The following is a 22,754-nucleotide window of genomic DNA, read 5'->3' as shown; positions in this document are numbered from 1 at the left end:
TCTCGCTTTGGCAACGCAGCCGCCGCGTTTCATTCCGGTGCGCGCCATTCTGTTTCTTTTTCTTTCAAAGTCGCATCCCCGGATGTTGACAAAAAAGGGTCCTTTTTGTCCGTGGTTGCTGAAGTGTTGAAGACTTCAGGAAAATGCCGTAGAATCAGGGCTACGCCTCTTGGATGGGCAACCTGACGAACAGCTACCGTAAAGGACCCCTTAATGCAGGTCTGGGAGCGGAAATTGTTACTTGGGGCCATCGGCGCGTTGCTATATCGCCATGGCCGGTCGAGGCGCGAATACAAAGGGTGCGGGCCTTTCATTTTACCTTGGGCACTGCCGGAGGTGCTTTCATGAAAGCCCGAAGCGCGCATCTTGTCGTGGAAAATCTCGCTGGTATTTCAGCAGCTTATTCGGAAGGCCTGGCAGCACGGGTGTTGTGCGAAGTATGGCACCGCTGCGAAGATGCTGCTGAAGACGGTTGCATCGTGGAAACCAAATCCTGGGGCGTCACACTTCGAACGACCAAGGATTGGAGTGATGTCCGCTGGCACCAGCAAATGGAGCGGATGGCGGTTGATGTAGGGCTGAAACCGCTCAAGATCGATTCGCGTGGTATCGTCGTGGGCCTCAGCTTTGAGACGGATGAACTGGCCTGCGGCACACGCCCCATCAACGTCGATCCAATGAAATACCGTATGGATATGGCCGCCGCATCGCTGGCCTACTCGGCCCTGGCCGTGGGCGGAGTAAACTTTGTCGAACAATCGGTTGTGCACCCGCAGGCGGCAGGCTGCGAACTCTATCGTGAGCGCTTGCTGCGGTTGATCGATGCCGACGGCTGCATCCTGATGCCTGGAACCTACCTGCCTGCACTGGAGCGTCTGGGCGTCAGTCGCGCCTTCAACTGGTCGGTGGTGCGCGACACGATCGACATGTTGCATCGCCATGATGATCTGGTCCTTGGATGCAATATTTCCGGCCTATCGGTAAGCCATGACCCCTGGTGGCACGCCGTCATCGACGATCTCGCGCAGAATCCCGACGTCGCAAGGCGACTGGTGATAGAAATTACCGAAACCGCGCTCCCTCATGACCTGGTCGGTGCGTTTAACTTGGTAAGCTCTTTACAACGAACCGGCTGCCGTGTGGCTGTCGATGATTTCGGTGCCGGCAGCAGCACACTTGCTTTCGTACGCACGATCGGCGCCGACATCCTCAAGGTCGATGGTTCCTATGTCCGGCGTCAGCCAGACAATCACGACACTGCGGGCCTGTTGCGCCATCTTATCCAACTGGCAAAGCATTTCGCCGGACAGATCGTTGTCGAAGGAGTTGAATCGGAAACTGATCTCGTCTTGGCCCGTGAAGCCGGGGCCGACTGGTACCAGGGCTTTTACCTCAACGGACTTGCCGACATGCCTTCACCGATCGGGCTCACGCCTGCCCGCCTGCCCATGCAAGCCCTGGAGGGACTGCGCCAATGACCCGTCCTGCCTTGTATGCCTTCAGCTCAGTGGGTGCCTGGCTCGCCGTCGTCGTCCTCCAGGCGATGACGGGTCATGTGGAAGTTGCCCGAGCCTTGTACCTGATTGGCGGTGGTGCCTTTGTGGGCGTCTTCCTGCTTTTCGGGCATGTCATTTTCGCGCGCGCACCCACCAAGCACCGACGCAGGGACGTGGATGACAAGGTAGCTCGTCGGATCCGCTCAATGTACGACAGTAGTTCAATGAGGTCGTCAATGTCGCATTTTCGTCTACGTTCTGCGCCAAGCAGCGGTGTTCAGACAGGAATCAGCATTCTCATCGTCTTCTGCATTTCCGCTGTCATGGGGGCAACAATCGGGCTTTTGCAGACACAACAATATATTATGGCCATCTTCACGCTCATTGCTGGCACATGCGGCCTGGTCGCCGGAGTGCTGCTCGGCTGGCGCTATGACCGTTTCTGATGTCCGGTCGTCGCGATTTGGGGTCATGCTGGCATGGCCCCAAATCGCGCTCCCTCACACAGCATAAGTCAGGATCTCACGCCCTTGGAATTGGGTCGCGGCTTAAAGTTACAGTATCCTCAGGAAAGCCCGCCGATATGGAAGGTCTTCAGCTCGAGATATTCCTCGATGCCGAACTGGGACCCCTCGCGCCCGAGGCCCGACTGCTTGACGCCGCCGAAGGGTGCAACTTCCATGGAAATCGCACCGGTATTGAGGCCAACCATGCCAGCCTCCAGCGCCTCTGCCACGCGCCAGGAGCGCTTCAGATCCTGGGTGTAGAAATAGGCCGCCAGTCCAAACGGCGTGCCATTGGCAATCGACAGCGCTTCCTCTTCCGTTTCGAAGCGGAATAGCGGCGCCACCGGCCCGAAGGTTTCTTCCTCGGCCAGCAGCATATCGACTGTCGCATCGCCGAGCACGACCGGTGCTGCATATTGATCGCCTTGCGGCATATCCGGTTTTTCGGAAAGAATGCGCGCACCCTTTTCCAGCGCATCCTTGATATGCAGCGCAATCTTGTCGATGGCGGCGTGGTTGATCATCGGGCCGATCTCGACACCCGGCGTAGTGCCGGGGCCGACCTTCATGGCGGCAACGCGCGCCGCGAGCCTGGCGGCAAAGGCATCATAAATGCCCGACTGGACGAGGATCCGGTTGGAACACACGCAGGTCTGCCCGCCATTGCGGAATTTCGAGGCGATCGCCCCTTCGACGGCCAGATCAAGATCCGCATCGTCAAAAACGATAAAGGGCGCATTCCCGCCCAGTTCCAGCGACAGGCGCTTGATCGTATCGGCCGAACCGCGCATCAAAAGTGCGCCGACCCGCGTCGAACCGGTAAAGGAAATCTTGCGCACCACATCGGATGCCATTAGCGCATTGCCGATCTCGGTCGGCATGCCGGTGACGATATTGATGACACCGGCCGGAATGCCGGCGCGCTCTGCCAGAACCCCCAGCGCCAGCGCCGAATAGGGGGTAAATTCCGAGGGCTTGATGACGACCGTGCAGCCGGCGGCCAGCGCCGGAGCCACTTTACGGGTGATCATGGCATTGGGGAAATTCCACGGCGTGATGATGCCGCACACGCCAACGGGTTCCTTCAGCACCAGAATACGCCGGTCTGATGTAGGCGCCGGAATGGTGGAACCGCCAATGCGCCGTGCTTCCTCGGCAAACCATTTAACGAAAGATGCGCCGTAGCGGATCTCGCCCTGCGCCTCGGCCAGCGGCTTGCCCTGTTCCAGCGTCAGGATCAGTGCCAGATCTTCCACATGCTCCAGCATCAGATCGTGCCAGGCCTGAAGAAGCAAAGCCCGCTCGGCCGGCGTCTTCTTCTTCCAGCTGCGAAACGCCGTTTCGGCAGCCCGGATGGCGGCCTCAGTTTCATCACCAGACACATCCGGCACGGTTCCGAGCACCTGTTGCGAGGCGGGCTCGATCACATCGACCGTCTTTCCAGAAGCCGCCGATATCCAGCTGCCGCCGATCAGGCTCTGCTGGCGAAACAGGCCCTTATCCTTCAATCCATCGATCACGGTAAACTCCTCAGGCGTCAAGCGCGGATAGAACCGCATGGGTGATCTCATCCGTCTTGTTGCGGCCCGGCAGCGTGCCGATCCCGCGGGCCGTGGTGGCTTCCAGCGCCGCCATGATGGCCTTGGCGCCCTCTGCCTCACCCAGATGATCCAGCATCATTGCCGCCGACCAGATGGTCGCAATCGGATTGGCAATGCCCAGATGCGCAATATCGGGCGCCGAGCCATGCACCGGCTCGAACATCGAGGGCGCGGAGCGATCAGGGTTGATATTGGCGGAGGCTGCAAAACCAAGCCCACCCTGAATGGCCGCTCCCAGATCCGTCAGGATGTCGCCAAAGAGGTTGGAGGCAACCACCACATCCAGGCTTTCCGGCGCCATCACCATGCGTGCCGCCATGGCATCGATATGGTAGCTGGCCACCTGAACATCGGGATACTCGGCGGATAATTTCGCGGTGATCTCATCCCAGAACACCATGGAATATTTCTGCGCATTCGACTTGGTGACGGAGGCAAGCTTGCCGCGCCGTGCCCGTGCCTGCTCGAAACCATAACGCAGGATGCGCTCCACCCCGGTGCGGGTGAAGATCGATGTTTCCACCGCCACTTCGTCTGCCGTGCCCTGATGCACGCGCCCGCCGGCCCCGGAATATTCGCCTTCGGTGTTCTCGCGAATGCACAGAATGTCGAAGTTTTCCGCCTTCAGCGGGCCTTCGACGCCGGGAAGCAGGCGGTGCGGACGGATATTGGCATATTGTACGAAGGCCTTGCGAATGGGCAAAAGCAGACCGTGCAGGGACACCGAATCCGGTACTTCGGCGGGCCAGCCAACGGCCCCTAAAAGAATGGCATCGAAGCCGCGCAGCGTCTCGATACCGTCTGCGGGCATCATCGAGCCGGTCTTCCTGTAGAAATCGCAGGACCAGGGAAACGTCGTTCCGTCTACGGCAAAGCCATAAGTCTTGGCGGTTTTCTCCAGCACCTGCCAGGCGGCATCGATGACCGGGGTACCGATGCCGTCGCCGGGTATCAGTGCGATGCGGTGTGTCTTCATATCATTCATTCCTTAGAGATTGATCAGCACGCTCTTGGTCTTGCGATTGGCGAGATAGGCATCGCGGCCGAGATCCTTGCCGATTCCCGATTGTTTGTAACCACCTGTCGGCAAGATATGATCGCGCGAACGGCTATAGCGGTTGACCCAGATCGTGCCGGCCTGCAGCCTTTGCGTCAGGCGGAGCGCACGCGACAGATCGCGGGTGAAGAGACCGGCAGCAAGCCCATAGGTCGGGTGATCGGAAAGCGCAATCGCCTCGTCTTCCTCGCGAAAGGTCTGCACGGTCAGCACCGGCCCGAAGATTTCCTCCTGAACGGCCGGCGAGGATTGCGACACGCCGGAAAGAAGCGTCGGCGCATAGAAATGGCCGGCGTGATCCATCGCCTGTCCGCCCGTCAGGCATTCGGCGCCCTGCGCTATGGAGGACTGTACCAGATGGTCGATGCGCGCCCGCTGGCGCTGCGAAATGATCGGCGAATAGCTGCTCGTCTCGTCCCAGGTCGGGCCGGCCTTGACGGCCTTCATGCGCGCTATGATGGCGGCAATCACCTGCTCGGCCACGCTTTCCTCGACAATCAGCCGCGAGCCCGCCACGCAAGCCTGGCCGGCATTGGACAGGATGCTGGTAGCAATGGCATTGGCTGAAAGATCGAGATCGGCATCGGCAAACACCAGCTGCGGGCTCTTGCCGCCCAGTTCCAGCGTCATCGGCTTGATGCCGGTCAGCGCGATGTTCTGCATGATGGCAGAACCGGCGCCCGTCGATCCGGTAAAGCTGATCTTGGCAATATCCGGGTGTCCGGTAATCGCGGCCCCCGTCGTCGGGCCATCGCCCAGCACGATGTTGATGAGACCGGCCGGCAGGCCGGCGCGCACCGAAAGCTCGGCCAGAAACAGGGTGGAATAGGGCGTGAGTTCCGAGGGTTTCAGCACCACCGCATTGCCAGCGGCAAGTGCGGGGCCAAGCTTCCAGGCCGCCATCGAAAGCGGCACGTTCCAGGGCGTGATCGCACCCACCACGCCATAGGGCTCGCTCATGATCATGCCGAGGCTGGCTGCCCCGGTCGGCACCAGATCGCTGCCTTGCTTGTCGGCAAATTCGGCAAAGAAGCGGATCTGCTCGGCTGAAACGGCGATATCGCCGTCGATCAATTGCCCAACAGGTCGCGTCGAACAGAAGGCTTCCAGCCGTGCCAGCGTGACAGCCTCCGCCTCGATAAGATCGGCCCAGCGATGCAGGACGCGCGTGCGGTCGCGGGGAGGGCAGGTCGCCCAGCCGCTTGCCGCAAGCGTTGACTTTGCCACAGAAACCGCCTGATCGACCATCTCAGCCGGCGCCACCGGGCAGGCCGCATATTCGCGAGCATCCGATGGCCGATGCATGGGCATGACCCCATTGGCCGGTAGATATTGGCCGCCGATGAAATGCCCACGGGGAAGATCGAGGCGGTCGGGATCGAAGCTGAGCGACATGCGCAATTCTCGCGGAAAGGGTGGGGGGGCTCACAGTCTGTTCAAGAATTTCCAATGGCGTGGCGACAATGGTGATTTCGAGAACCGGAGCGGAGCGTACTTAGAGGTACGTGAGCACCGGAAGCGCAGAAATTGCCATTTGCAGACCGCCAGCGGGAATTCTGGGATAGACTGTCAGGTGACGGTAACGTAGATCTTGCGCACCGTCTCGATCGTCTTCCAGACGCCGACATAGCCCGGCTTCATGACAAAGCTGTCGCCGGCACGATAGGTCACCGGTTCTTCGCCCTCACGCGTCAGTTCGATCACGCCTTCGAGGATATGGCAGAATTCGAAGGTCTCGCCTTTTATGGAATGCGTTTCGCCGGGCGTGGCTTCCCAGACGCCGGTATTGACGCGGCCATCCTTGGCGGCATCCTGCGCCCAGGTCCTGAAGGCAGGGCTGCCGGCAATCAGACGGTCCGCCGCCGGCACACCATGCTTCGGCTCAAACGTCGGGTTCGGGTCGATGGTTTTCAGAAGCGACATGGGCAGTGTTCCTTTGAGCGAATAAGTAGAGATGAATGGGGAAAGGGGAGGGGTCAGTAGCCGCGGCTGCGATCCACCAGCCCGATGGGCGGCAGACCGGCGCGGTGGCGCAGGATATTGTCGATGACGGCGCGCGCCGCCGTTTCCGGCTGGGTCACGCTTGCCACATGCGGCGTCAACATGATCTTCGGATGCGACCAGAAGGCATGGCCGGCCGGCAGCGGCTCGGGGTCGGTAACATCGATAACGGCACCGGCGAGATGGCCGGCATCAAGGGCTGCCAGTAGGGCGCTCTCGTCCAGTTGCGGGCCGCGACCGACATGCACCAGCGACGCCCCTTCCGGTAGACACGCAAACAGGTCGGCATTCAGGAAACCGCGCGTTTCTGGCGTCAGCGGCAAAAGGCAGATCAGGATATCGCTGGAAGCCAGCAGATCCGCCAGACCCTTTTCGCCATGATGACAGGTGACGCCCTCGATAAGGCGCGGCGAGCGGCTCCAGCCAGAGAGCGGAAAGCCGAAGGGCTTCAACCGCTCCAGCACCGCTTGGCCCAGCTGACCGAAGCCCAGCACGCCGATGCGGCGATCCTGCGCCTGCATCTGGGGCAGGGACTGCCAGATCTGCGCCTTCTGCTGCGCCAGATAGGCAGGAAGCTGGCGGTGCAGCGAAAGCACCGACATCACCACATATTCCTGCATCATGCGCACGATACCATCTTCCACCATGCGCACCACCTGCACATGTGCCGGCACGGCATCAATGCGGAACTGATCGACGCCCGCCCCGATGGAAAACAGGATTTCGAGATTGCGGTAGCGTTCCAGATCACTGGGAACCGTCCAGGTGATGAGATAGCGCACCTTGTCCGGATTGACGGTACTGGCATCCATCGAAAACGGCAGATCCGGAAGCGCCTGCAGGAATGCCTTGGCAAAGACGGCGCCACGCCGGGCATCGGAATTGAAGAGGAATGTCATCGCGCGTCCGTCCGCTGTCGTTCCATCCGGGTCCGCGTGAACCGGTCTTGTCGGCATCATAGGCGAGCGCCAGCCCGCCGCATGCCGAAGCGCGCGGCGCTGGCAGACGATTGTTGCGAAAGACCTGCGACAAGCAGCCGATTGTTTGGCGGGAATCACCGTATTAGAGTGAGTGAAGATGGGCGTGGTGCTGTGTTGGCGCTTGAGCCAAAACGAAAACAGTGCGCGGGGAGGCGGTTCACTTGGATACGCAGACATCCATGCAGCTCAACTCCTTCGAGTTGGGCGTGGCGGATATCGCAGACGCCGATATCGCGTCGCTGCACGCGCTGTCGCTCTCTGTCGGCTGGCCGCACCGTCCTTCGGATTGGCAGGCCGTGCTGGCGCTGGGGCGCGGCATCATCGCGCGCGATCCCATAGGCCGGGTGCTCGGATCAGCCATGTGGTTCGAGCACGATCTGCAGTTGTCGACGATCGGCATGGTCATCACCTCGCCACGCCTGCAGGCGCTGGGTGCTGGCCGCATCATGATGGACCTCGCATTGGGCGAAATCGGTAACCGGCGCATCGGGCTCAATGCCACGCGGCAGGCCAGACGGCTTTACGCATCGCTGGGCTTTGCCAAGGAAGCCGTCGTCTACCAGTGCCAGGGGGAGGCGGTGATGCCACCACCGAGCATGCTGCCGGTCAAGGGCGAGGTGGTCACCCTTGCCCCCCACCACAGGCCGGCGCTCGATGCGCTCGACACATTGGCCTTTGGTGCGGCCAGACCGCGAACCCTCGACAAGCTGCTGGAAACGGCAACCGGCACAGCCCTGATCAGGGATGGCGAGATGCGCGCCTATGCGCTCTGTCGCCCCTTCGGTCGCGGCCATCTGATCGGCCCGGTGGTTGCGGCAAGCGATAGCGACGCCATCCCCGTGATGCGCCCGCATGTGGCGCGGCATGCCGGCGAGTTCCTGCGCATCGATACGCGCCAGAAGGAAGGGGACTTTGCCCATATGCTGACGGCATGCGGCATGCCGGTCTATGATACCGTCACCAGCATGTCACTCAACGGCGGCTGGCAAAGCCTGCGTCCCGATGAGGGTTTTCCCCTGGTCTACGGACTTGCCACACAGGCGCTGTCCTGACGAAAAGCGCTAGTTGACGGATCGCTGCAGCATGCCGAAGAGATCGCGCGGCTCATCCGGATCGGCGATAATGTCGAGCAGCTGGTAGAAATCCGTGCCGGCAATGCGGCTTCGCACATAGCGCAGCGCAGAAAAATCTTCCGTTGCAAAACCGACGCTGTCAAACAGCGTGATCTGCTTTTCGTTTCGCCGGCCCTCGGCCAAACCGGTCACCACCCGCCACAGTTCGGTAATCGGATAATCCTTCGGCATTTGCTGGATTTCGCCCTCGACCCAGGTCTGCGGCGGATATTCCACGAACGTGTCGGCGCGCTTCAGGATATCGGGATGCAGCTCGGTCTTGCCGGGGCAATCACCGCCGATCGCATTGATGTGGACGCCGGCCCCCACCATGTTGTCGGTGAGGATCGTCGCAGACTGTTTGTCGGCCGTGCAGGTGGTGATGATCTGCACACCTTCGATGGCCGCCTGTGCGGAGTTGCAGGCCGTGACGGCAAGCCCCGAACCTTCCAGATTGCGCCGGGTTTTCTCCGTGGCTTTCTGGTCGATATCGAACAATCTCACTGTGGTTATGCCAAGCACTGCCTTCATCGCCAGCGCCTGGAATTCGGCCTGCGCGCCATTGCCGATGATCGCCATCGAGGTGGCGCCCTTCGGCGCCAGATGACGCGCCGCCATGGCGGAGGTCGCAGCCGTCCGCAGCGCCGTCAGCAGCGTCATTTCCGTCAAGAGCAGCGGATAGCCGGTCGCGACATCGGCCAGAAGCCCGAAAGCCGTCACCGTCTGCAGGCCCTTGCCCATGTTCTTCGGATGGCCGTTCACATATTTGAAGCTGTAGATCTCGCCGTCCGATGTCGGCATCAGCTCGATCACCCCGTCATGCGAGTGAGAACCGACGCGCGGCGTCTTGTCAAACAGCTCCCAGCGGGCAAAATCCCGTTCGATTTCGGCGGCAAGCTCCGCCAGCATCGTCTCAAGCCCGACACGATGCACAAGCCGCATCATATTCTCAACGCTGACAAAGGGAACAAGAGCTTTCTGCGACGGGGCCTGGGGCAAGATCTTCTCCTCTTCGCCATGAAGCGTGAAGGCTAACCCAAGGGGCGAATTGAACGAAAGAGCAAACTCGTGTTGTTTCCGCCAGCAAACTGGGCAAAATGCGCAAGCCCATTGAACGGATTGAAACATGACACCAGAAGAGCCGCCTCGCTACATCCCCGATGATCTCGACCGGCGCATCATCGCGCATCTGCGGATTGATGGTCGCGCCTCGCTCTCCAAGCTCTCGGACGTGCTGGGCGTTGCCCGCGGCACCGTGCAGAACCGGCTGGACCGGCTGATGAGTACCGGCACGCTTTTGGGCTTCACCGTGCGGGTGCGCGAGGCCTTCGATGCGCAGACCGTGCAGGCGGTGATGATGATCGAGGTTGTGGGGAAAAGCACCAGCCAGGTGATCCGCAAGCTGCGCGGCCTGCCGGAAATCCACACGCTGCATACGACGAATGGCAATTGGGATCTGGTCGCGCATGTGCGCGCCGCCAATCTGGGGGAATTCGACCGGGTGCTGCGCGAGGTGCGCATGATTGATGGCGTCTCCAACAGCGAAACGAGCCTTTTGCTCACCAGTGTATAAGCAGAGGCAGGTCTGTTGGTGCATCTTGACGGGCTGGCAGGGGGGCCGATAGCGTCCGGCACAGACCGGCCTGTTGCCGGGGGAGGAGACCCATGCTCATCAATATCGACCCGATCCTGTCACCCGATCTTCTGCATGCACTGCGCGCCATGGGCCATGGGGATGAAATCGCGCTTGTCGATGCCAATTTTCCCGGCACAAGCACGGCAGAGCGGCTGATCCGCCTCGATGGCATCAGCATCGGCCAGGCCACACAGGCGGTGCTCTCGGTCATGCCGCTTGACGATTTCGTCGAAGTGCCGGCCGTCACCATGGAAGTGGTCGGCAATCCGGACGAGGTCCCGCCGGCTGTTGCGGAATTGCGGGCAATCGTCGGCGACAAGGGTGCCTGCGGAACGGTGGAACGCTATGGCTTTTATGCGCGGGCCAAGCAGTGCTTTGCCATCGTGCAGACAGGCGAAACCCGACTTTACGGCAATATCATCCTGAAGAAGGGCGTCGTGCGCAGCTGAAGCCCAGATAGCTTAAGCCAAAGACAGGTCCTTCACACCGCAAGGATGGCCAGAAACGCCTCCTGGGGGATATCGCCGCGCGAAAGCCCGTGGCGTTTCCCCTTGTTTTCCTTGGATTTGCGGATCAGCCGGTTCTTGGCGGACATGCTTCCGTCAAAGCCCTTGGCCAGCGCATCCTTACGCAGCGGCGGAATATCCTCGCGGGCAATCACCCGGCTGCCGATGGCGGCCTGCAGCGGCACGGGATAGAGTTTCTTCGGCATCACATATTTCAGCCGGCGAACGATATCCGCAGATTTCTCATAGGACTGTTCGCGCACGCTGACAAAGGCGAAGGCATCCACCGGCTGGTTTTCGATCAAAATATCCACCCGAACCAGATCGGCAGGCTGATAGTCGGAAAACTCGTAATCCAGCGTGGCATAGCCCTGGGTCAGCGATTTGAGACTGTCGAAGAAACCGAAGGCCATCTGGCTCATCGGCAGGTCATAGGCAATGCGCGCATAGCCATCATCGCCATAGTCCAGCGTGCCGAAAATACCCCGGCTGCGGCCACACAGTTCCATCACCGCACCGATATAATCGGACGGCGTCTGGATCAGGCTTGCAACCATCGGCTCCTCGGCAATCTCGATCATTTCCGGATTGGGAAAATGCGCCGGGTTATCGATGGACAATACATCGCCGTTCTTCAGGGTCACCCGGTAGACCACGCTCGGTGCCGTGGTGATGACCTCGACGCCATATTCGCGCTTCAACCGCTCCTTGACGATATCGAGATGCAGCATGCCGAGAAAGCCGCAGCGATAGCCGGCGCCCAGCGCTTCCGATACTTCCGCCTCGGCGCGGAAGGCCGCATCATTGAGGGCGAGTTTCTGCACCGCATCGCGCAGCGTATTGATCGTCATGTCACCGGAGGGATAGAGCCCGGCAAACACCATGGGCTTCGGTTCGCTATACCGGGCAATCGGCTCCTGCGCCGGCCTATCCACCAAGGTTAGCGTATCGCCCAGCCGAATGAAGGACGGATCCTTAATACCGGTTGCGACATAGCCAACCTCGCCGGCCGAAAGCCTGTCCCAGCGCGCAAGCTCCGGGCGGAATATGCCGACTTCCGTTGCCTCGAAACCGGATGGCGCCGACATGAAGCGAATGCGATCACCAGCCGAGAGTGTTCCGTCCACGACACGGACCGAAAGCACCACGCCGCGATAGGGATCGTAATAGCTGTCGAAAACGAGCGCGCGCAGCCTGTCTTGCTGGCTTTCCGGCGGGGGAACGTGCTCAGCGACCGCATCCAGCACGGCGCGCACGCCATCTCCGGTGCGCGCCGAGACCAGCATCACGGTCTCGGGATCGAGACCCTCGACATCGTAAAGCTGGCGGATGATGCGCTGCGGATCGGCCAGCGGACTGTCGATCTTGTTGAGAACGGCCAGCAGTTTCAGCCCCTGTTCGCGCGCCAGCCGGACATTGGCTATCGTCTGGGCCTGCACCCCTTGCGTCGCATCGATCAGCACGATGGCACCTTCACAGGTCGCCAGGCTACGGCTGACTTCGGCGGAAAAATCCACATGGCCGGGCGTATCGATGAGGTTGAACTGGTAATCGACACCATCGGCTGCACGGTGCTGCATGCGCACGGTGCGCAGCTTGACCGTAATGCCGCGCTCCCGCTCGATATCCATGGAATCCAGCAGCTGGTCCTGCATGTCGCGGTTAGCCACCGTCTGGGTGATCTCGATGAAACGATCGGCAAGCGTGGACTTACCATGATCGATATGGGCGATGATGCAGAAATTGCGGATGCGAGCGAGAGACATAGGAGGAACCTTGCTTTCGGCCAAACCAGACCGAGGCGATGATGATCAGGTGAAATCGGCGCAGATGCTAACACCGTCCGGCACAGTGTCGGCCTGCGTCCGGCCCGCATCGGTATTGCGCCAGACGGCCTGCGCCAGCGCCAACAGAAGTTCGGATTGTGCTCCATCCAGCCTGCCGAAAACCGACCCCAACCATTCGGCATGTTCATCAAACACCGTGCGTGCCAGATCTTCGCCCCTGTCGCTCAGACGGATCTTGACGCTGCGGCGATCCTTGTCGTCGGCCATGCGGCGGGCAAGCCCGTCTCTCTCCAGCCCGTCGATCAGACCGGTCATGGTGGCGCGCGTCACGCCGCAACGGGTGGCCAACTCGTTTGGCGCCAAACCATCCTTGGCCTCATGCAGCACGATCAGCATGACGAACTTGCTGTCCGAAAGCTGATGGCGGGAAAGCCGGCGGGCACAATCGGCCTCAATGGCCGATGCAAGGCTCAGCACCGTGGCGCAGAGCTTGATGTCGCGCAGATCCGACCGGCCCCGACGCTCTGCCTCGCGATACAGCGCCTCATTTTTTGCACTCAGCATATCCGTGATCCATTTGATATGGCCCCTTACTATATGGCTCCATAGGATAAATCAAGACCTCGTCCTTGGGGCCGATTGCGGTTTGGCGCGTGCCCGCCTGAACGAAAAAAACCGGCCGCACTTTTCAGCGCGACCGGCTTCTTTTGTCTTTTGCTCTCGTCGAGAAAGGAGAGCGGACCTTTGCCCTTACTTCACCAGGGCGCTCATTGGCACCGGCTCGGAAATCGTCCATTCGCCGACAATACCGGGCTTGCCCATCTTGGTTTCGGCAATCAGGTAACGGGCACTGTTCTGGTGGTGCAGTTCGGCGGTAAAGGTGCGCGGTCCAAACAGCGTCGGTTCACCCTTCATCTTTTCAAGCTCGGCCACCACGGCATCGACCTCGGTGGTCTTGGCCCGCTCGACGGCCTTTGCCCAGACATCAATCATCGAATAGCCAGGATAGACATACTGGCTGGACGGGTCCGTGCCGGTCTTCTTCTTGTAGGTGGCGTTGAACGTCTGCACAGCCGGGTTCGGGTCATCACCATAGATCGAGCCCTGAACCGGCGTGTAGAAATTGGACAGGTCAGGAACGGCCGAGAGCCAGTAGCTGCCATCGACACCCGAACCATTGAGGATCATCGAGTTGATGCCGGCGGCGCGGATCTGCTTGATGGCGGAAACGGCGCCCGGCATCATCGTGCACAGCATGATAGCATCCGGCTCCTGCGGCAGGGACTTGATGCGGGTGATCTGGGCTGCAATCGAGGCGTCGTCGTTCTTGAACGTGTCCTTGCCCACCAGCTTTGCGCCCTGCGCTTCAAGCTTCGGCATCATCCAGTCAAAGCCGTCGCAGATGCCCTTGTTATATTCGGTCCAGGTATCGAGAAGACGATAGTAAGTCTTAGCATTCTTCTGCTTGAAGGACCATTCGGCCATGGTGGCACCCTGCACGGCTGCCAGCACCGATGCCGAGAAGCTGTGCGGGCCAACGCCCTGGATGCCGGCTTTCACGGATTCGGCGCAGAGGAAGAAGGAGACGAGCCGCGCATCCTCGGCGGCAAGGGCTGCCGGCGCGCCAAAATCGTAATCGCAGGAGACGACGACCAGATCGGCACCCTTGTCGATGACGGAAAGGCCGGCCTTTGCGCCTTCGGCGCGGTCAGATTTCGTATCGGCGCTGACCACCTCGATCTTCTTGCCGAGCAGGCCACCGGCTGCATTGATCTCGTCAATGCGGATCATCGCGGCATCCTGTGCCGGCTTGTCATAGGCTTCCATGAAGCCGGAGGCGGCGGTTGCAAAACCGACGACGATCTTTCCATCATCGGCAAGCGCTGGAAAACCAGCCATCACAGCGGCCAGTGCGGCAGCAAGCATTCTCGTCCTGTAGGCCATGTACGTCTCCTTTTTTATGGCCGTGCGGTTTCCTCTCCGCCGGCTATTTGTTGCGGTTACGACGAAATAACGTGATTTCCCGGTTGCCGATCAGGCCTGCGGGACGGTTTGCCAGGATCACGATCATGATGACGCCGAGCGCAATTTCCTGAAGCCCCTTGGGAAGGGCAAAGGTGGTTGCGCCAAAGGCGACACCGGCTTCCAGCCAGCGCAGGACCTGGATCAGCGCCGACAGAATGACGACGCCGAGCACGGCGCCAGACAGGCTGCTCATGCCACCCACGACCAGCATGGACAGCGTGATGAAGGTCAGCCCGAGATAGAATGTATCGGGCGTCACCACGCCGATCGAATGGGCCATCAGCGCGCCGCCCAGCCCCATCACCGCCCCGGAAATGGTGAAGGCAACCAGCCGTTCGCGAGGAATATCGATGCCGGATGCGGCAGCAGCCGTCGGCTCGTCGCGCGCTGCGCGCAGCGCAAGGCCGGAGCGGGAAATGGCATGCGCCCAGGCAACAAAAATGGCGATGACGGCCACAATCGCATAGGGCCAGAGGGTGCGAACGATCGGAATGCCGACCACCGAGGAAGTGGCGCCAGTCACATCCTGCCAGTTGGAATAGACAGTGTTGATCATCGCCAGCACCGCAAAGGTGGCAATCGAGGCGGCAATGCCGGATAGCCGCATCAGAACGCGCCCGAAAACGAGCGCCACCAGGCCGGCAAACAGGGCAGCCAATGCCGCCGATTGCCAATAGGGCAGCCGCGCCTCCAAGAGCCAGCCGGGCAGGCCGGGCAGCGACGCCTTCTTCATCATCGGATTGATGGTCAGCCAGGCCGCCGCATAGGCGCCAAGGCAGGTGAAGCCGATATGCCCGAAGCTGAGCACGCCGGAATTGCCGATGAAGATATAGAGCCCGACCACCAGCGTGACACGCAAAAAGACATCGATCATCGCCTGGTTGAACGGCTTTGATCCGGTCATGACGGTGAGCACGGCGATGGCCAGAATGACGAGCGACAGAAGAACCGGCGTGATGACCGTGCGCCTTGCAAGGGCAAAGCGCGGTGGTTTGCGCGCGGCAGTCAATGCAGGGGCAAGGGCAGGGGCGTTTGTAATGGTCATGGTTTCAGACCCTTTCCTTGGTGCCGCGTGCGGCGATCAGGCCTTGCGGACGCAGAAGGAGGACAAGGATGACGGCGCCATAGACGAAGGCGTCGCGGAAGGGGCGGGCATCCACGGGCAGCATGACCTGCATCACCACGGAGGCAGCACCCAGCAGAAAGCCGGCCAGAACGGCGCCGGCCAGGCTGCCAAGCCCGCCGATCACGGTGGCGATAAACGCCATCAGCATGATCGAGGCGCCCATCTGGATATCGGCAGTGCCCGTCTGGCTGCCGAAAATCAGCGCGATGGCGCCGGCCAGTGCGCCGGACAGGGCAAAGGCGCCCATGATGACCCGGTTTGCCCGAACGCCAAGCATGCGCGCCATGGAGAAATTTTCTGCCGCAGCCCGCATTTCCAGCCCGAAGCGCGTGCGGCGCAGAAAGAGCGAAAGCCCGATCAGGATGAAGACAGTCGCGACAATGGTGATGAGCTGCAGCAATGGCAGTCGGGCGCCAAAGATTTCCACCGGCTGCGACAGCATGGGCAGGAGCGAGATGGATTTCGGCCGGCTGGTAAACAGCATCAGCAGGAAATAGCGGATGACGAAACCGAGCGCGAAGGAGGCAATCATCATCGTGGCCGGATTGGCACGGCGAAAATGGCGAAACACGGTGATTTCGCAGAGGACCGAAAGACCGGCGCCGACGATGAGAACCAGCGGCACCAGAAGATACCAGGGCAATTGTCCGGCAAAGACGATCGCCATCGCATCCGTCGAGGGCCAGAGTAGGGCAAAGATGCAAAAGGCAATGACATCGCCATGGGCGAAATTGACGAGCCGCATGACGCCGAAAATCAGCGCGATGCCGAGTGCGCCCAGCGCATAGAGCGAGCCCAGGGAGAGGGAGTCGAAAATGATCTGCAGCATTTCACTGTTCCTCATAGCCGAAGTAGGCGGCCTGCACGGCCTCGCTATTGCCCAGTGTCCGGGCATCGCCATCCAGCACGACGCCTCCGCTGCGCATCAGGATCATTCGGCCGCCAACCATGACGGCGCGTGCCGAGCTTTGCTCGACGATGAGCAGCGTCAGCTTGCGTTCGCTCTGCAGCGCCACCAGACGCTCGTAGACCTGGTCGGTAATGTTGGGAGCAAGGCCAAGCGACGGTTCATCGATGGCGATGAGGCGCGGCCGGGTCATCAGGGCGCGACCGATGACGAGCATCTGCTGCTGGCCGCCCGATAGCAGGCCGGCCTGCTGGTGCCGCCGCTCCTTCAGGATCGGGAACGTGTCATAGACAGAAGCCAGATCCGAGGCGGTGCGGCCCTTTGCACCGGCCGTGCGGGAATGCATGCCGGCACCCACCAGCAGGTTTTCCTCGATGGTCAGGGAGCCGAAAACTTCGCGGCCTTCCGGCACCATGGAGAAACCGAGCCGGGCGATATCTTCGGGAGCCCGACCGGTGATTTCAGCGCCGTCGAACTCGATATGGCCGCCAGCGGTGGGCGTCACACCGGCAATGGCACGCAGAAGCGAGGATTTTCCGGCGCCATTCGGCCCGGTGATGAAGAGGATCTGGCCTTCCTTGAGGTCGATCGAAACGTCGCGAACCGCTGTGAGGCGACCATAGCGAACAGAGACATTGACGAGGTTCAGCAATGTCATGCTCTCACCTCCCCGCCGGTGGGCGCCATATCGGCGGCAGTGCCCATATAGGCGTGGCGTACTTTTTCGCTCTGGCGGATCGCAGCCGGCGCACCCTCTTCGATGACGGCGCCGGAATCGAGCACGACGATATGATCGCAGAGGCCCAGCACCAGGCCGACATTGTGTTCGATGATCAGCACACCGGTGCCAAGAGTTTTGGCGATGCGGTGAACGAGAGCCGAAAGGTCTGCTGCTTCCGGCGCGCTCATGCCGGCAGCCGGTTCATCCAGCAGGATATAGGCGGGGCGTCCCATCAGCGCCCGACCGATCGCCACCCGGCGCTCGTCGGTATAGGGAAGGGTTCCGGCAAGGCGCTCGGCAAGCGGTGCTATGCCCATCCAGTCAAGCATGCCTTCAGCTTCAGCAACGGCAGCCCGCCGGCTCATGCCAAGGCCAACGCCCGTCACCTCGAGATTGTCGATGACCGGCAGGTCGCGAAACAGACGGCCACCCTGGAACGTGCGGGCAATGCCGCGACGACGCAGCTGATGCGGCTTCAAACGGCCAAGCGATGCGCCGTCAAGCGTGACAGAGCCTTCCGTCGGCGCCTGGAAACCGGTCAACACATTGACAAGCGTCGTCTTTCCGGCGCCGTTCGGGCCGATCAATCCGCTGATCTGCCCCGGCCTGATATCGAGCGAGACGGATGACAGGGCCTTCAGCCCCGCAAACGCGACGGATATGTTTTCCGCACTCAGTTGACCCATATCCCCATTCCTATGTTGCCGATGGAAGGGGCATGCGCCATCTGGCCGCAATGATGCGGCCAAACACACTGGCGATGGTCCCCTCTCGGTTCCCGGCGATCTCTGCGGACCCCTCGGTTGCCAAATTCACGCTGTCTGACTGTTCTGTTTCGTTACTGCGTGCGCCGGGCAATCATGCCTGGCACACCGGAGGGCCGGCTTTGGCCGACCGAACCCCTCCCTTTATCCGCGGTTCCTCTTCCGCAGGTCGCCGCTCACCGCCGTCAGGCGATGAGGCTGTTTTCGGCCCTCATCAAAGCTGCCTTGCGGTCGGCTCTCGCCTGAAGCGCCTGTTCCAGGGTGACGGGCACGAAGCGGGCCGGTGTGTGCGGCTGCAATTGCGCGATGGCATCCATGTCGGCGGAAATCACCACGCCCAGCATCATGTAGCCGCCGCCGGAGACGGCATCGCGGTGCAGGACGATCGGTTCCGTGCCGCTTGGTACCTGGACCGATCCGTAAGGATAGCAGGCGTCCACGATATTGGAGGGATCGGAGCCGGCACCGAAGGGCTGCTGGCGCGGCATGAAGTCGAGCGGCGTGCCGCCCCGGAAGCGATAGCCGATGCGGTCTGCTTCAGGCGCAACCTTCCAGGTATCCTCGAAAAAGCGTTCACCGGAAGCCTCGGTGATGCGATGCCAGTAGATGCCCGGCAGCATGCGCAGTTCGGCCGGCGAAGTCACCGTGCCTCGAAGGGCTGCCGGCAGTGAAAGCCCCGGTCTGCCCGTGCTTTCACCTAAGGGGATCTCATCTCCGGCTTTCAGCACCCGACCTTCAAAACCGCCGAGTGCGCCCAGAACATAGGTGGAGCGCGACCCGAGCACGACGGGCACATCGATGCCGCCGGACATGGCGATATAGGCGCGGGCGCCGGATTTCAGGTAGCCAAAGGACAGCCGGTCGCCGGCCTTGACTGCAAAGCTCTCCCAGGTCGGGCGCTCCTCGCCATTCACCTTTGGCGGCAGTTCGCCACCGGTCACGGCCACGATGGTCGCCTGTGTGAATTCCAGTTCCGGCCCGAGAAAGGTCGCCTCCAGCACGGCGGCACCCGGCGCATTGCCCACAAGCAGGTTGGCAATGCGGGTGGCAAACCGGTCCATGCCACCGCCCTCTGGAATACCCAGATGATAGAAACCGGGACGGCCAAGGTCCTGAACCGAGGTGGAAAGGCCGGGCGAAATTACCTTAACGGCCATTGAGAAGCTCCATCAGGTTGGCGTTGGTGCCGTAAATGTCGCGATTGAAATCGGTCAGGCTGAAGGTGCAGTCGCGCACCAAGGGCTGCCAGCGATTGGCGGCAATCTCTTCCAGCGTCGCATCATAATCGTCGCGGCCGATTGCCTTGAACTTGACGATATCGCCCGGCTTGAACAGGCACATCTCATCGGTCAGATAGCGCACCGTGCGCGTCGGATCGTAGATGGGCGCGGGCGTCACGCCGTACATCTGGTAACCGCCGGCGCCGCGTACCGAATAGATGGCGGCAAAGCAGCCGCCATGGCCAATGGTCAGCTTGGGCGTATCGGTGCGCGGGCGCAGATATTTCGGCGCCTCGATCTGCTTGCTGCGTTCCACCATCTGGTAGAGCCAGGGCAGGCCGGCGACGAAGCCGACCATGGACACAAACCAGGGCTGGCCGGAATAGGCGGCGATGAAGTCTTCCACCGTCGCATAGCCGTTGATGCGGGCGGAATATTGCAGATCGGTGGAGGAGGGGTCCTGGTGGCGTTCGCGAAAACGCTGGCCAGTCTCATGCGTCCAGGGGTCCTCGAAGAAGACCGGCAGTTCGATGATGCGGGTCTTCAGCGACGCATCGGACGTTGCCGCCGCATCCTCCATGGATTGCAGTTCCTTCAGCAGGTCCGGCGGCGCAATCACATCCGGGTCGAAGCGGATCTGGAAGCTTGCATTGGCCGGGCAGGTTTCGGTGACGCCGCGAATACCGGCGGCCCGCACGGCATTGATCATCGAAAGGCCGGTGAAGAAGGAGGCAAGCGACATCTCCTCGGAGACTTCCCCGAAGATGTGTTCGTCACCGCCGAAGTTGAAGCGTATCGACATCGGTTCTCCTTGTCAGCTGGCCAGCGCCGCTGCGTTTTCGACAAGCCAGCCTTCCAGCCAGCGGGTGTGGACATCTCCGGCCCGGACATCCGGATCGGCAGCAAGGGCAAGAAACAGGGCGCGGGTGGTCACCAGATCACCGATCTCCAGTTCCTTCAGCGCCCGCGTCAGGCGTGCAAGCGCTGCCTCGCGCGTCTCGGCATGCACGATGAGCTTGGCCAGCAGGGAATCGTAGAAGGGGGGAACCTGATAGCCGTTATAGAGCATGGAATCGAAACGCACGCCCGGACCGCCCGGAATGCGCAAGGCGCCAACCGTGCCGGGGAAGGGGGCGAAATCACGGGCCGGATCTTCGGCATTGATGCGCACCTCAATGGCATGGCCCTTCACCGTCACATCGCCCTGCACAAGCCACAGCGGTTCACCGCCGGCAATACGCAGCATTTCGGCCACGAGATCGATGCCGGTGATGGCTTCCGTTACCGGATGCTCCACCTGGATACGGGTGTTCATTTCAATGAAGTAGAAGCGGTCAGCCGCGTCATCATAGAGATATTCGACCGTTCCGGCCCCCGAATAGGACACAGCACGCGCAAGCGCCACGGCCGAGGCGCAAAGCTCCTCGCGAAGGGCTGGTGACAGCGCCCGTGATGGCGCCTCTTCCCACACTTTCTGGCGCCGTCGCTGAAGCGAACATTCGCGTTCATAGCAATGGATGGCGTTTTGCCCGTCGGCCAGAACCTGAACCTCGATATGGCGGGCGCGGGCGATGACCTTTTCCATGTAGAGGCCGCCATCGCCAAAGGCTGCCAGCGCTTCGGCCTGCGCCTGCGCAAAGCCCTGCTCGAACTCGATAAGCGAATGGGCAATACGGATGCCGCGACCACCGCCACCGGCTGCAGCCTTGATCATCACCGGAAAACCGGTTTCCTCAAGCACCGCGCGGGCAGCCTCGATGCTTTCGACACGGCCTTTGGAGCCCGGAACCACGGGCACACCGGCGTCTGCTGCAGCCGTGCGGGCCGAAACCTTGTCGCCCATCAACCGGATTGCATCACCGGATGGCCCGACGAATACCAGGCCCGCCGCCGTCACCGCATCCGAAAAGGCAGCGTTTTCTGCCAGAAAGCCATAGCCGGGATGAATGCTGTCGCAACCGGTCGAAAGCGCTGCCGCAAGAAGGGCCTCAATATTGAGATAGGATTTCTTGGCAGCCGGCGGGCCAATCAGCACCGCCTCATCGGCCAGTTGCACATGCAGCGCATCGGCATCTGCGGCGGAATAGACGGCAACGGTTGCAATGCCGAGATCCTGTGCCGCGCGAATGACGCGAACGGCAATCTCGCCGCGATTGGCAATCAGAAGCTTCTTCAGCATCAACCCAGTTCCGCCAGCGCTGCGCCGGCCATGACCGGATCTTCATTGTCGACGAGGAAGCGGATGTTTTCGCCAGCCACTTCCGACTTCACTTCATGGAAGGATTTCATCACTTCGATGAGGCCGATGACATCGCCAATGGCAACGGCATCGCCGTCGGCCTTCAGCGGCGGCTGGCCGGGGGCGGCGCTGCGGTAAAAGGTACCGGGCAGGGGGGAATGGATAGGGGTCATGACAATCTCCGAATGCGAGAATTCAGATAGGGAAGGGCCAGAAATCAACGGGCCTCAATGAACGCTATGCGTATGCTTCATGCTGCGGGGCCGCGCGCGCGGCCCGTCCTGTCAATTCCAGGGCGCGATAGCGTTGCGCACGGCTGTGGCAATCGCAATGGCGTTCGGCGTATCGGAATGCACGCAGATCGTTTCGCAGGCGAGCGGAAACAGGCTGCCGTCTGTGGCCGTGCCATGTTTTTCCGACAGGGCCCGCACGCAGCGCTCCGCCATCAGGTCCGGGTCCATGGCCGGATGTTCGCGGGTAACGATCAGCACGCCACCCGGAGCATATTCAAGATCGGCATAGAATTCCGGCACGAAGGCAATGCCGCGCTGCTGGTAGATCGTTTCGTGCAGCGTGCCGGTCATGCCGAACAGCGGCACGCCGAACACTTCGGCCGCATCGCAGATGCCATGCGCCACGTCTTCGGATCGCCCCGCCATGCCATACAGGCTGCCATGCGGCTTGATGTGGTTGAGCGACATTCCCTCGGCCTTCAGAAAGCCGACAAGAGCGCCCACCTGGTAGATCACGGAATTGGCAATCTCATCGCGCCGCATCTTCATCTCGCGACGGCCAAATCCCTGAAGATCAGGCAGCGAGGGATGGGCACCAACCTTGACGCCGTTTTCCTTGGCGCGGCGAACGGTCTGGCGCATGTGGTCTGGATCGGAAGCATGAAAGCCGCAGGCAACATTGGCCGTATCGATCAGCGGCATCATTCCTGCGTCATCGCCCAGCCTGTAAAGGCCAAAGCTTTCCCCCATGTCACAATTGATCGTGACAGTCATTGTCTGCGTACCCCTCATTCATTTGCCGTCTTTGCGGCACTGCACAAATCTTGTCGCAGCCAA

At 61.1% G+C, this 22,754-nt stretch carries 23 protein-coding genes; 5 read left to right on the top strand and 18 right to left on the bottom strand.

Annotated elements, in window-relative coordinates:
- The first annotated feature begins 344 nt into the window (after positions 1-344).
- Positions 345-1,478: an EAL domain-containing protein gene (locus E8M77_RS11585; protein ID WP_170975828.1), complete on the top strand. Its 1,134-nt coding sequence runs from the start codon at positions 345-347 to the stop codon at positions 1,476-1,478.
- Positions 1,475-1,942 (top strand): hypothetical protein, encoded by a 468-nt coding sequence (locus E8M77_RS11580; RefSeq protein ID WP_137130794.1) that lies wholly within the window; start codon positions 1,475-1,477, stop codon positions 1,940-1,942. The genes E8M77_RS11585 and E8M77_RS11580 overlap by 4 nt, the downstream gene beginning before the upstream one ends.
- A 119-nt stretch (positions 1,943-2,061) precedes the next feature.
- Here E8M77_RS11580 and E8M77_RS11575 read toward each other — a convergent pair whose 3' ends face one another.
- From E8M77_RS11575 to E8M77_RS11555, 5 genes are all read right to left on the bottom strand, one after another.
- Positions 2,062-3,519, bottom strand: a complete 1,458-nt coding sequence (locus E8M77_RS11575; protein ID WP_170975857.1) for an NAD-dependent succinate-semialdehyde dehydrogenase — start codon at positions 3,517-3,519, stop codon at positions 2,062-2,064.
- A 13-nt stretch (positions 3,520-3,532) separates the two neighbouring features.
- Positions 3,533-4,579 carry a tartrate dehydrogenase gene (locus tag E8M77_RS11570; RefSeq protein WP_137130792.1) on the bottom strand — a complete coding sequence of 349 codons (1,047 nt, stop codon included), beginning with the start codon at positions 4,577-4,579 and terminating at the stop codon, positions 3,533-3,535.
- 12 nt (positions 4,580-4,591) lie between these two features.
- Complete coding sequence (locus E8M77_RS11565; RefSeq protein WP_137130791.1) at positions 4,592-6,055, bottom strand: aldehyde dehydrogenase family protein; 1,464 nt, start codon at positions 6,053-6,055, stop codon at positions 4,592-4,594.
- A gap of 174 nt (positions 6,056-6,229) precedes the next feature.
- Positions 6,230-6,583, bottom strand: coding sequence for a cupin domain-containing protein (locus tag E8M77_RS11560; protein WP_137130790.1), 354 nt, complete (start codon positions 6,581-6,583; stop codon positions 6,230-6,232).
- 53 nt (positions 6,584-6,636) lie between these two features.
- Positions 6,637-7,560 (bottom strand): glyoxylate/hydroxypyruvate reductase A, encoded by a 924-nt coding sequence (locus E8M77_RS11555; protein ID WP_137130789.1) that lies wholly within the window; start codon positions 7,558-7,560, stop codon positions 6,637-6,639.
- A 242-nt stretch (positions 7,561-7,802) separates the two neighbouring features.
- Here E8M77_RS11555 and E8M77_RS11550 point away from each other — a divergent pair, with 242 nt between their 5' ends.
- A complete protein-coding gene (locus E8M77_RS11550; protein WP_137130788.1) occupies positions 7,803-8,693 on the top strand; it encodes a GNAT family N-acetyltransferase in 891 nt (296 codons plus the stop codon).
- Between the two features lie 9 nt (positions 8,694-8,702).
- On the opposite strand, the gene E8M77_RS11545 is transcribed toward E8M77_RS11550, so the two are convergent.
- Entirely contained in the window at positions 8,703-9,755 is a 1,053-nt protein-coding gene (locus E8M77_RS11545) for an ornithine cyclodeaminase (RefSeq protein ID WP_281408190.1), read from the bottom strand.
- A gap of 124 nt (positions 9,756-9,879) precedes the next feature.
- Between E8M77_RS11545 and E8M77_RS11540 the strand changes: the two genes are divergently transcribed.
- Together E8M77_RS11540 and E8M77_RS11535 are read left to right on the top strand one after the other, a co-directional pair.
- The gene (locus tag E8M77_RS11540) at positions 9,880-10,326 is read left to right on the top strand and encodes an Lrp/AsnC family transcriptional regulator (protein ID WP_137130786.1); all 447 of its coding nucleotides are present in this window, start codon (positions 9,880-9,882) and stop codon (positions 10,324-10,326) included.
- A 92-nt stretch (positions 10,327-10,418) separates the two neighbouring features.
- Positions 10,419-10,838: an RbsD/FucU domain-containing protein gene (locus tag E8M77_RS11535; RefSeq protein WP_137130785.1), complete on the top strand. Its 420-nt coding sequence runs from the start codon at positions 10,419-10,421 to the stop codon at positions 10,836-10,838.
- A gap of 32 nt (positions 10,839-10,870) precedes the next feature.
- On the opposite strand, the gene lepA is transcribed toward E8M77_RS11535, so the two are convergent.
- From lepA to E8M77_RS11475, 12 genes are all read right to left on the bottom strand, one after another.
- Positions 10,871-12,661, bottom strand: coding sequence for a translation elongation factor 4 (gene lepA, locus E8M77_RS11530; protein ID WP_137130784.1), 1,791 nt, complete (start codon positions 12,659-12,661; stop codon positions 10,871-10,873).
- A 45-nt stretch (positions 12,662-12,706) separates the two neighbouring features.
- Positions 12,707-13,246 carry a MarR family transcriptional regulator gene (locus tag E8M77_RS11525; RefSeq protein WP_137130783.1) on the bottom strand — a complete coding sequence of 180 codons (540 nt, stop codon included), beginning with the start codon at positions 13,244-13,246 and terminating at the stop codon, positions 12,707-12,709.
- Positions 13,247-13,432: 186 nt separating this feature from the next.
- Positions 13,433-14,626, bottom strand: coding sequence for an ABC transporter substrate-binding protein (locus E8M77_RS11520; protein ID WP_137130782.1), 1,194 nt, complete (start codon positions 14,624-14,626; stop codon positions 13,433-13,435).
- A gap of 43 nt (positions 14,627-14,669) precedes the next feature.
- A complete protein-coding gene (locus tag E8M77_RS11515; RefSeq protein ID WP_137130781.1) occupies positions 14,670-15,752 on the bottom strand; it encodes a branched-chain amino acid ABC transporter permease in 1,083 nt (360 codons plus the stop codon).
- A 4-nt stretch (positions 15,753-15,756) separates the two neighbouring features.
- Positions 15,757-16,662: a branched-chain amino acid ABC transporter permease gene (locus tag E8M77_RS11510; RefSeq protein ID WP_137130780.1), complete on the bottom strand. Its 906-nt coding sequence runs from the start codon at positions 16,660-16,662 to the stop codon at positions 15,757-15,759.
- Position 16,663: 1 nt separating this feature from the next.
- The gene (locus E8M77_RS11505) at positions 16,664-17,398 is read right to left on the bottom strand and encodes an ABC transporter ATP-binding protein (RefSeq protein ID WP_137130779.1); all 735 of its coding nucleotides are present in this window, start codon (positions 17,396-17,398) and stop codon (positions 16,664-16,666) included.
- Positions 17,395-18,147 (bottom strand): ABC transporter ATP-binding protein, encoded by a 753-nt coding sequence (locus E8M77_RS11500; RefSeq protein ID WP_137130778.1) that lies wholly within the window; start codon positions 18,145-18,147, stop codon positions 17,395-17,397. Before E8M77_RS11500 ends, E8M77_RS11505 begins: the two co-directional genes overlap by 4 nt.
- Positions 18,148-18,410: 263 nt before the next feature.
- Entirely contained in the window at positions 18,411-19,382 is a 972-nt protein-coding gene (locus E8M77_RS11495) for a biotin-dependent carboxyltransferase family protein (protein ID WP_137130777.1), read from the bottom strand.
- Positions 19,372-20,247, bottom strand: a complete 876-nt coding sequence (locus E8M77_RS11490; RefSeq protein ID WP_137130776.1) for a carboxyltransferase domain-containing protein — start codon at positions 20,245-20,247, stop codon at positions 19,372-19,374. The genes E8M77_RS11495 and E8M77_RS11490 overlap by 11 nt, the downstream gene beginning before the upstream one ends.
- Before the next feature lie 12 nt (positions 20,248-20,259).
- Entirely contained in the window at positions 20,260-21,627 is a 1,368-nt protein-coding gene (locus E8M77_RS11485) for an acetyl-CoA carboxylase biotin carboxylase subunit (RefSeq protein ID WP_246659230.1), read from the bottom strand.
- Positions 21,624-21,857: an acetyl-CoA carboxylase gene (locus E8M77_RS11480; protein ID WP_137130774.1), complete on the bottom strand. Its 234-nt coding sequence runs from the start codon at positions 21,855-21,857 to the stop codon at positions 21,624-21,626. The genes E8M77_RS11485 and E8M77_RS11480 overlap by 4 nt, the downstream gene beginning before the upstream one ends.
- Positions 21,858-21,968: 111 nt before the next feature.
- Entirely contained in the window at positions 21,969-22,691 is a 723-nt protein-coding gene (locus E8M77_RS11475) for a LamB/YcsF family protein (RefSeq protein WP_137130773.1), read from the bottom strand.
- Between the last annotated feature and the right edge of the window lie 63 nt (positions 22,692-22,754).

The organism is Rhizobium sp. FY34 (genome assembly GCF_005222845.1).
In the GTDB taxonomy this organism is placed as follows: Bacteria; Pseudomonadota; Alphaproteobacteria; order Rhizobiales; family Rhizobiaceae; genus Neorhizobium.
This window is presented reverse-complemented; position numbering and strand designations above follow the sequence as displayed.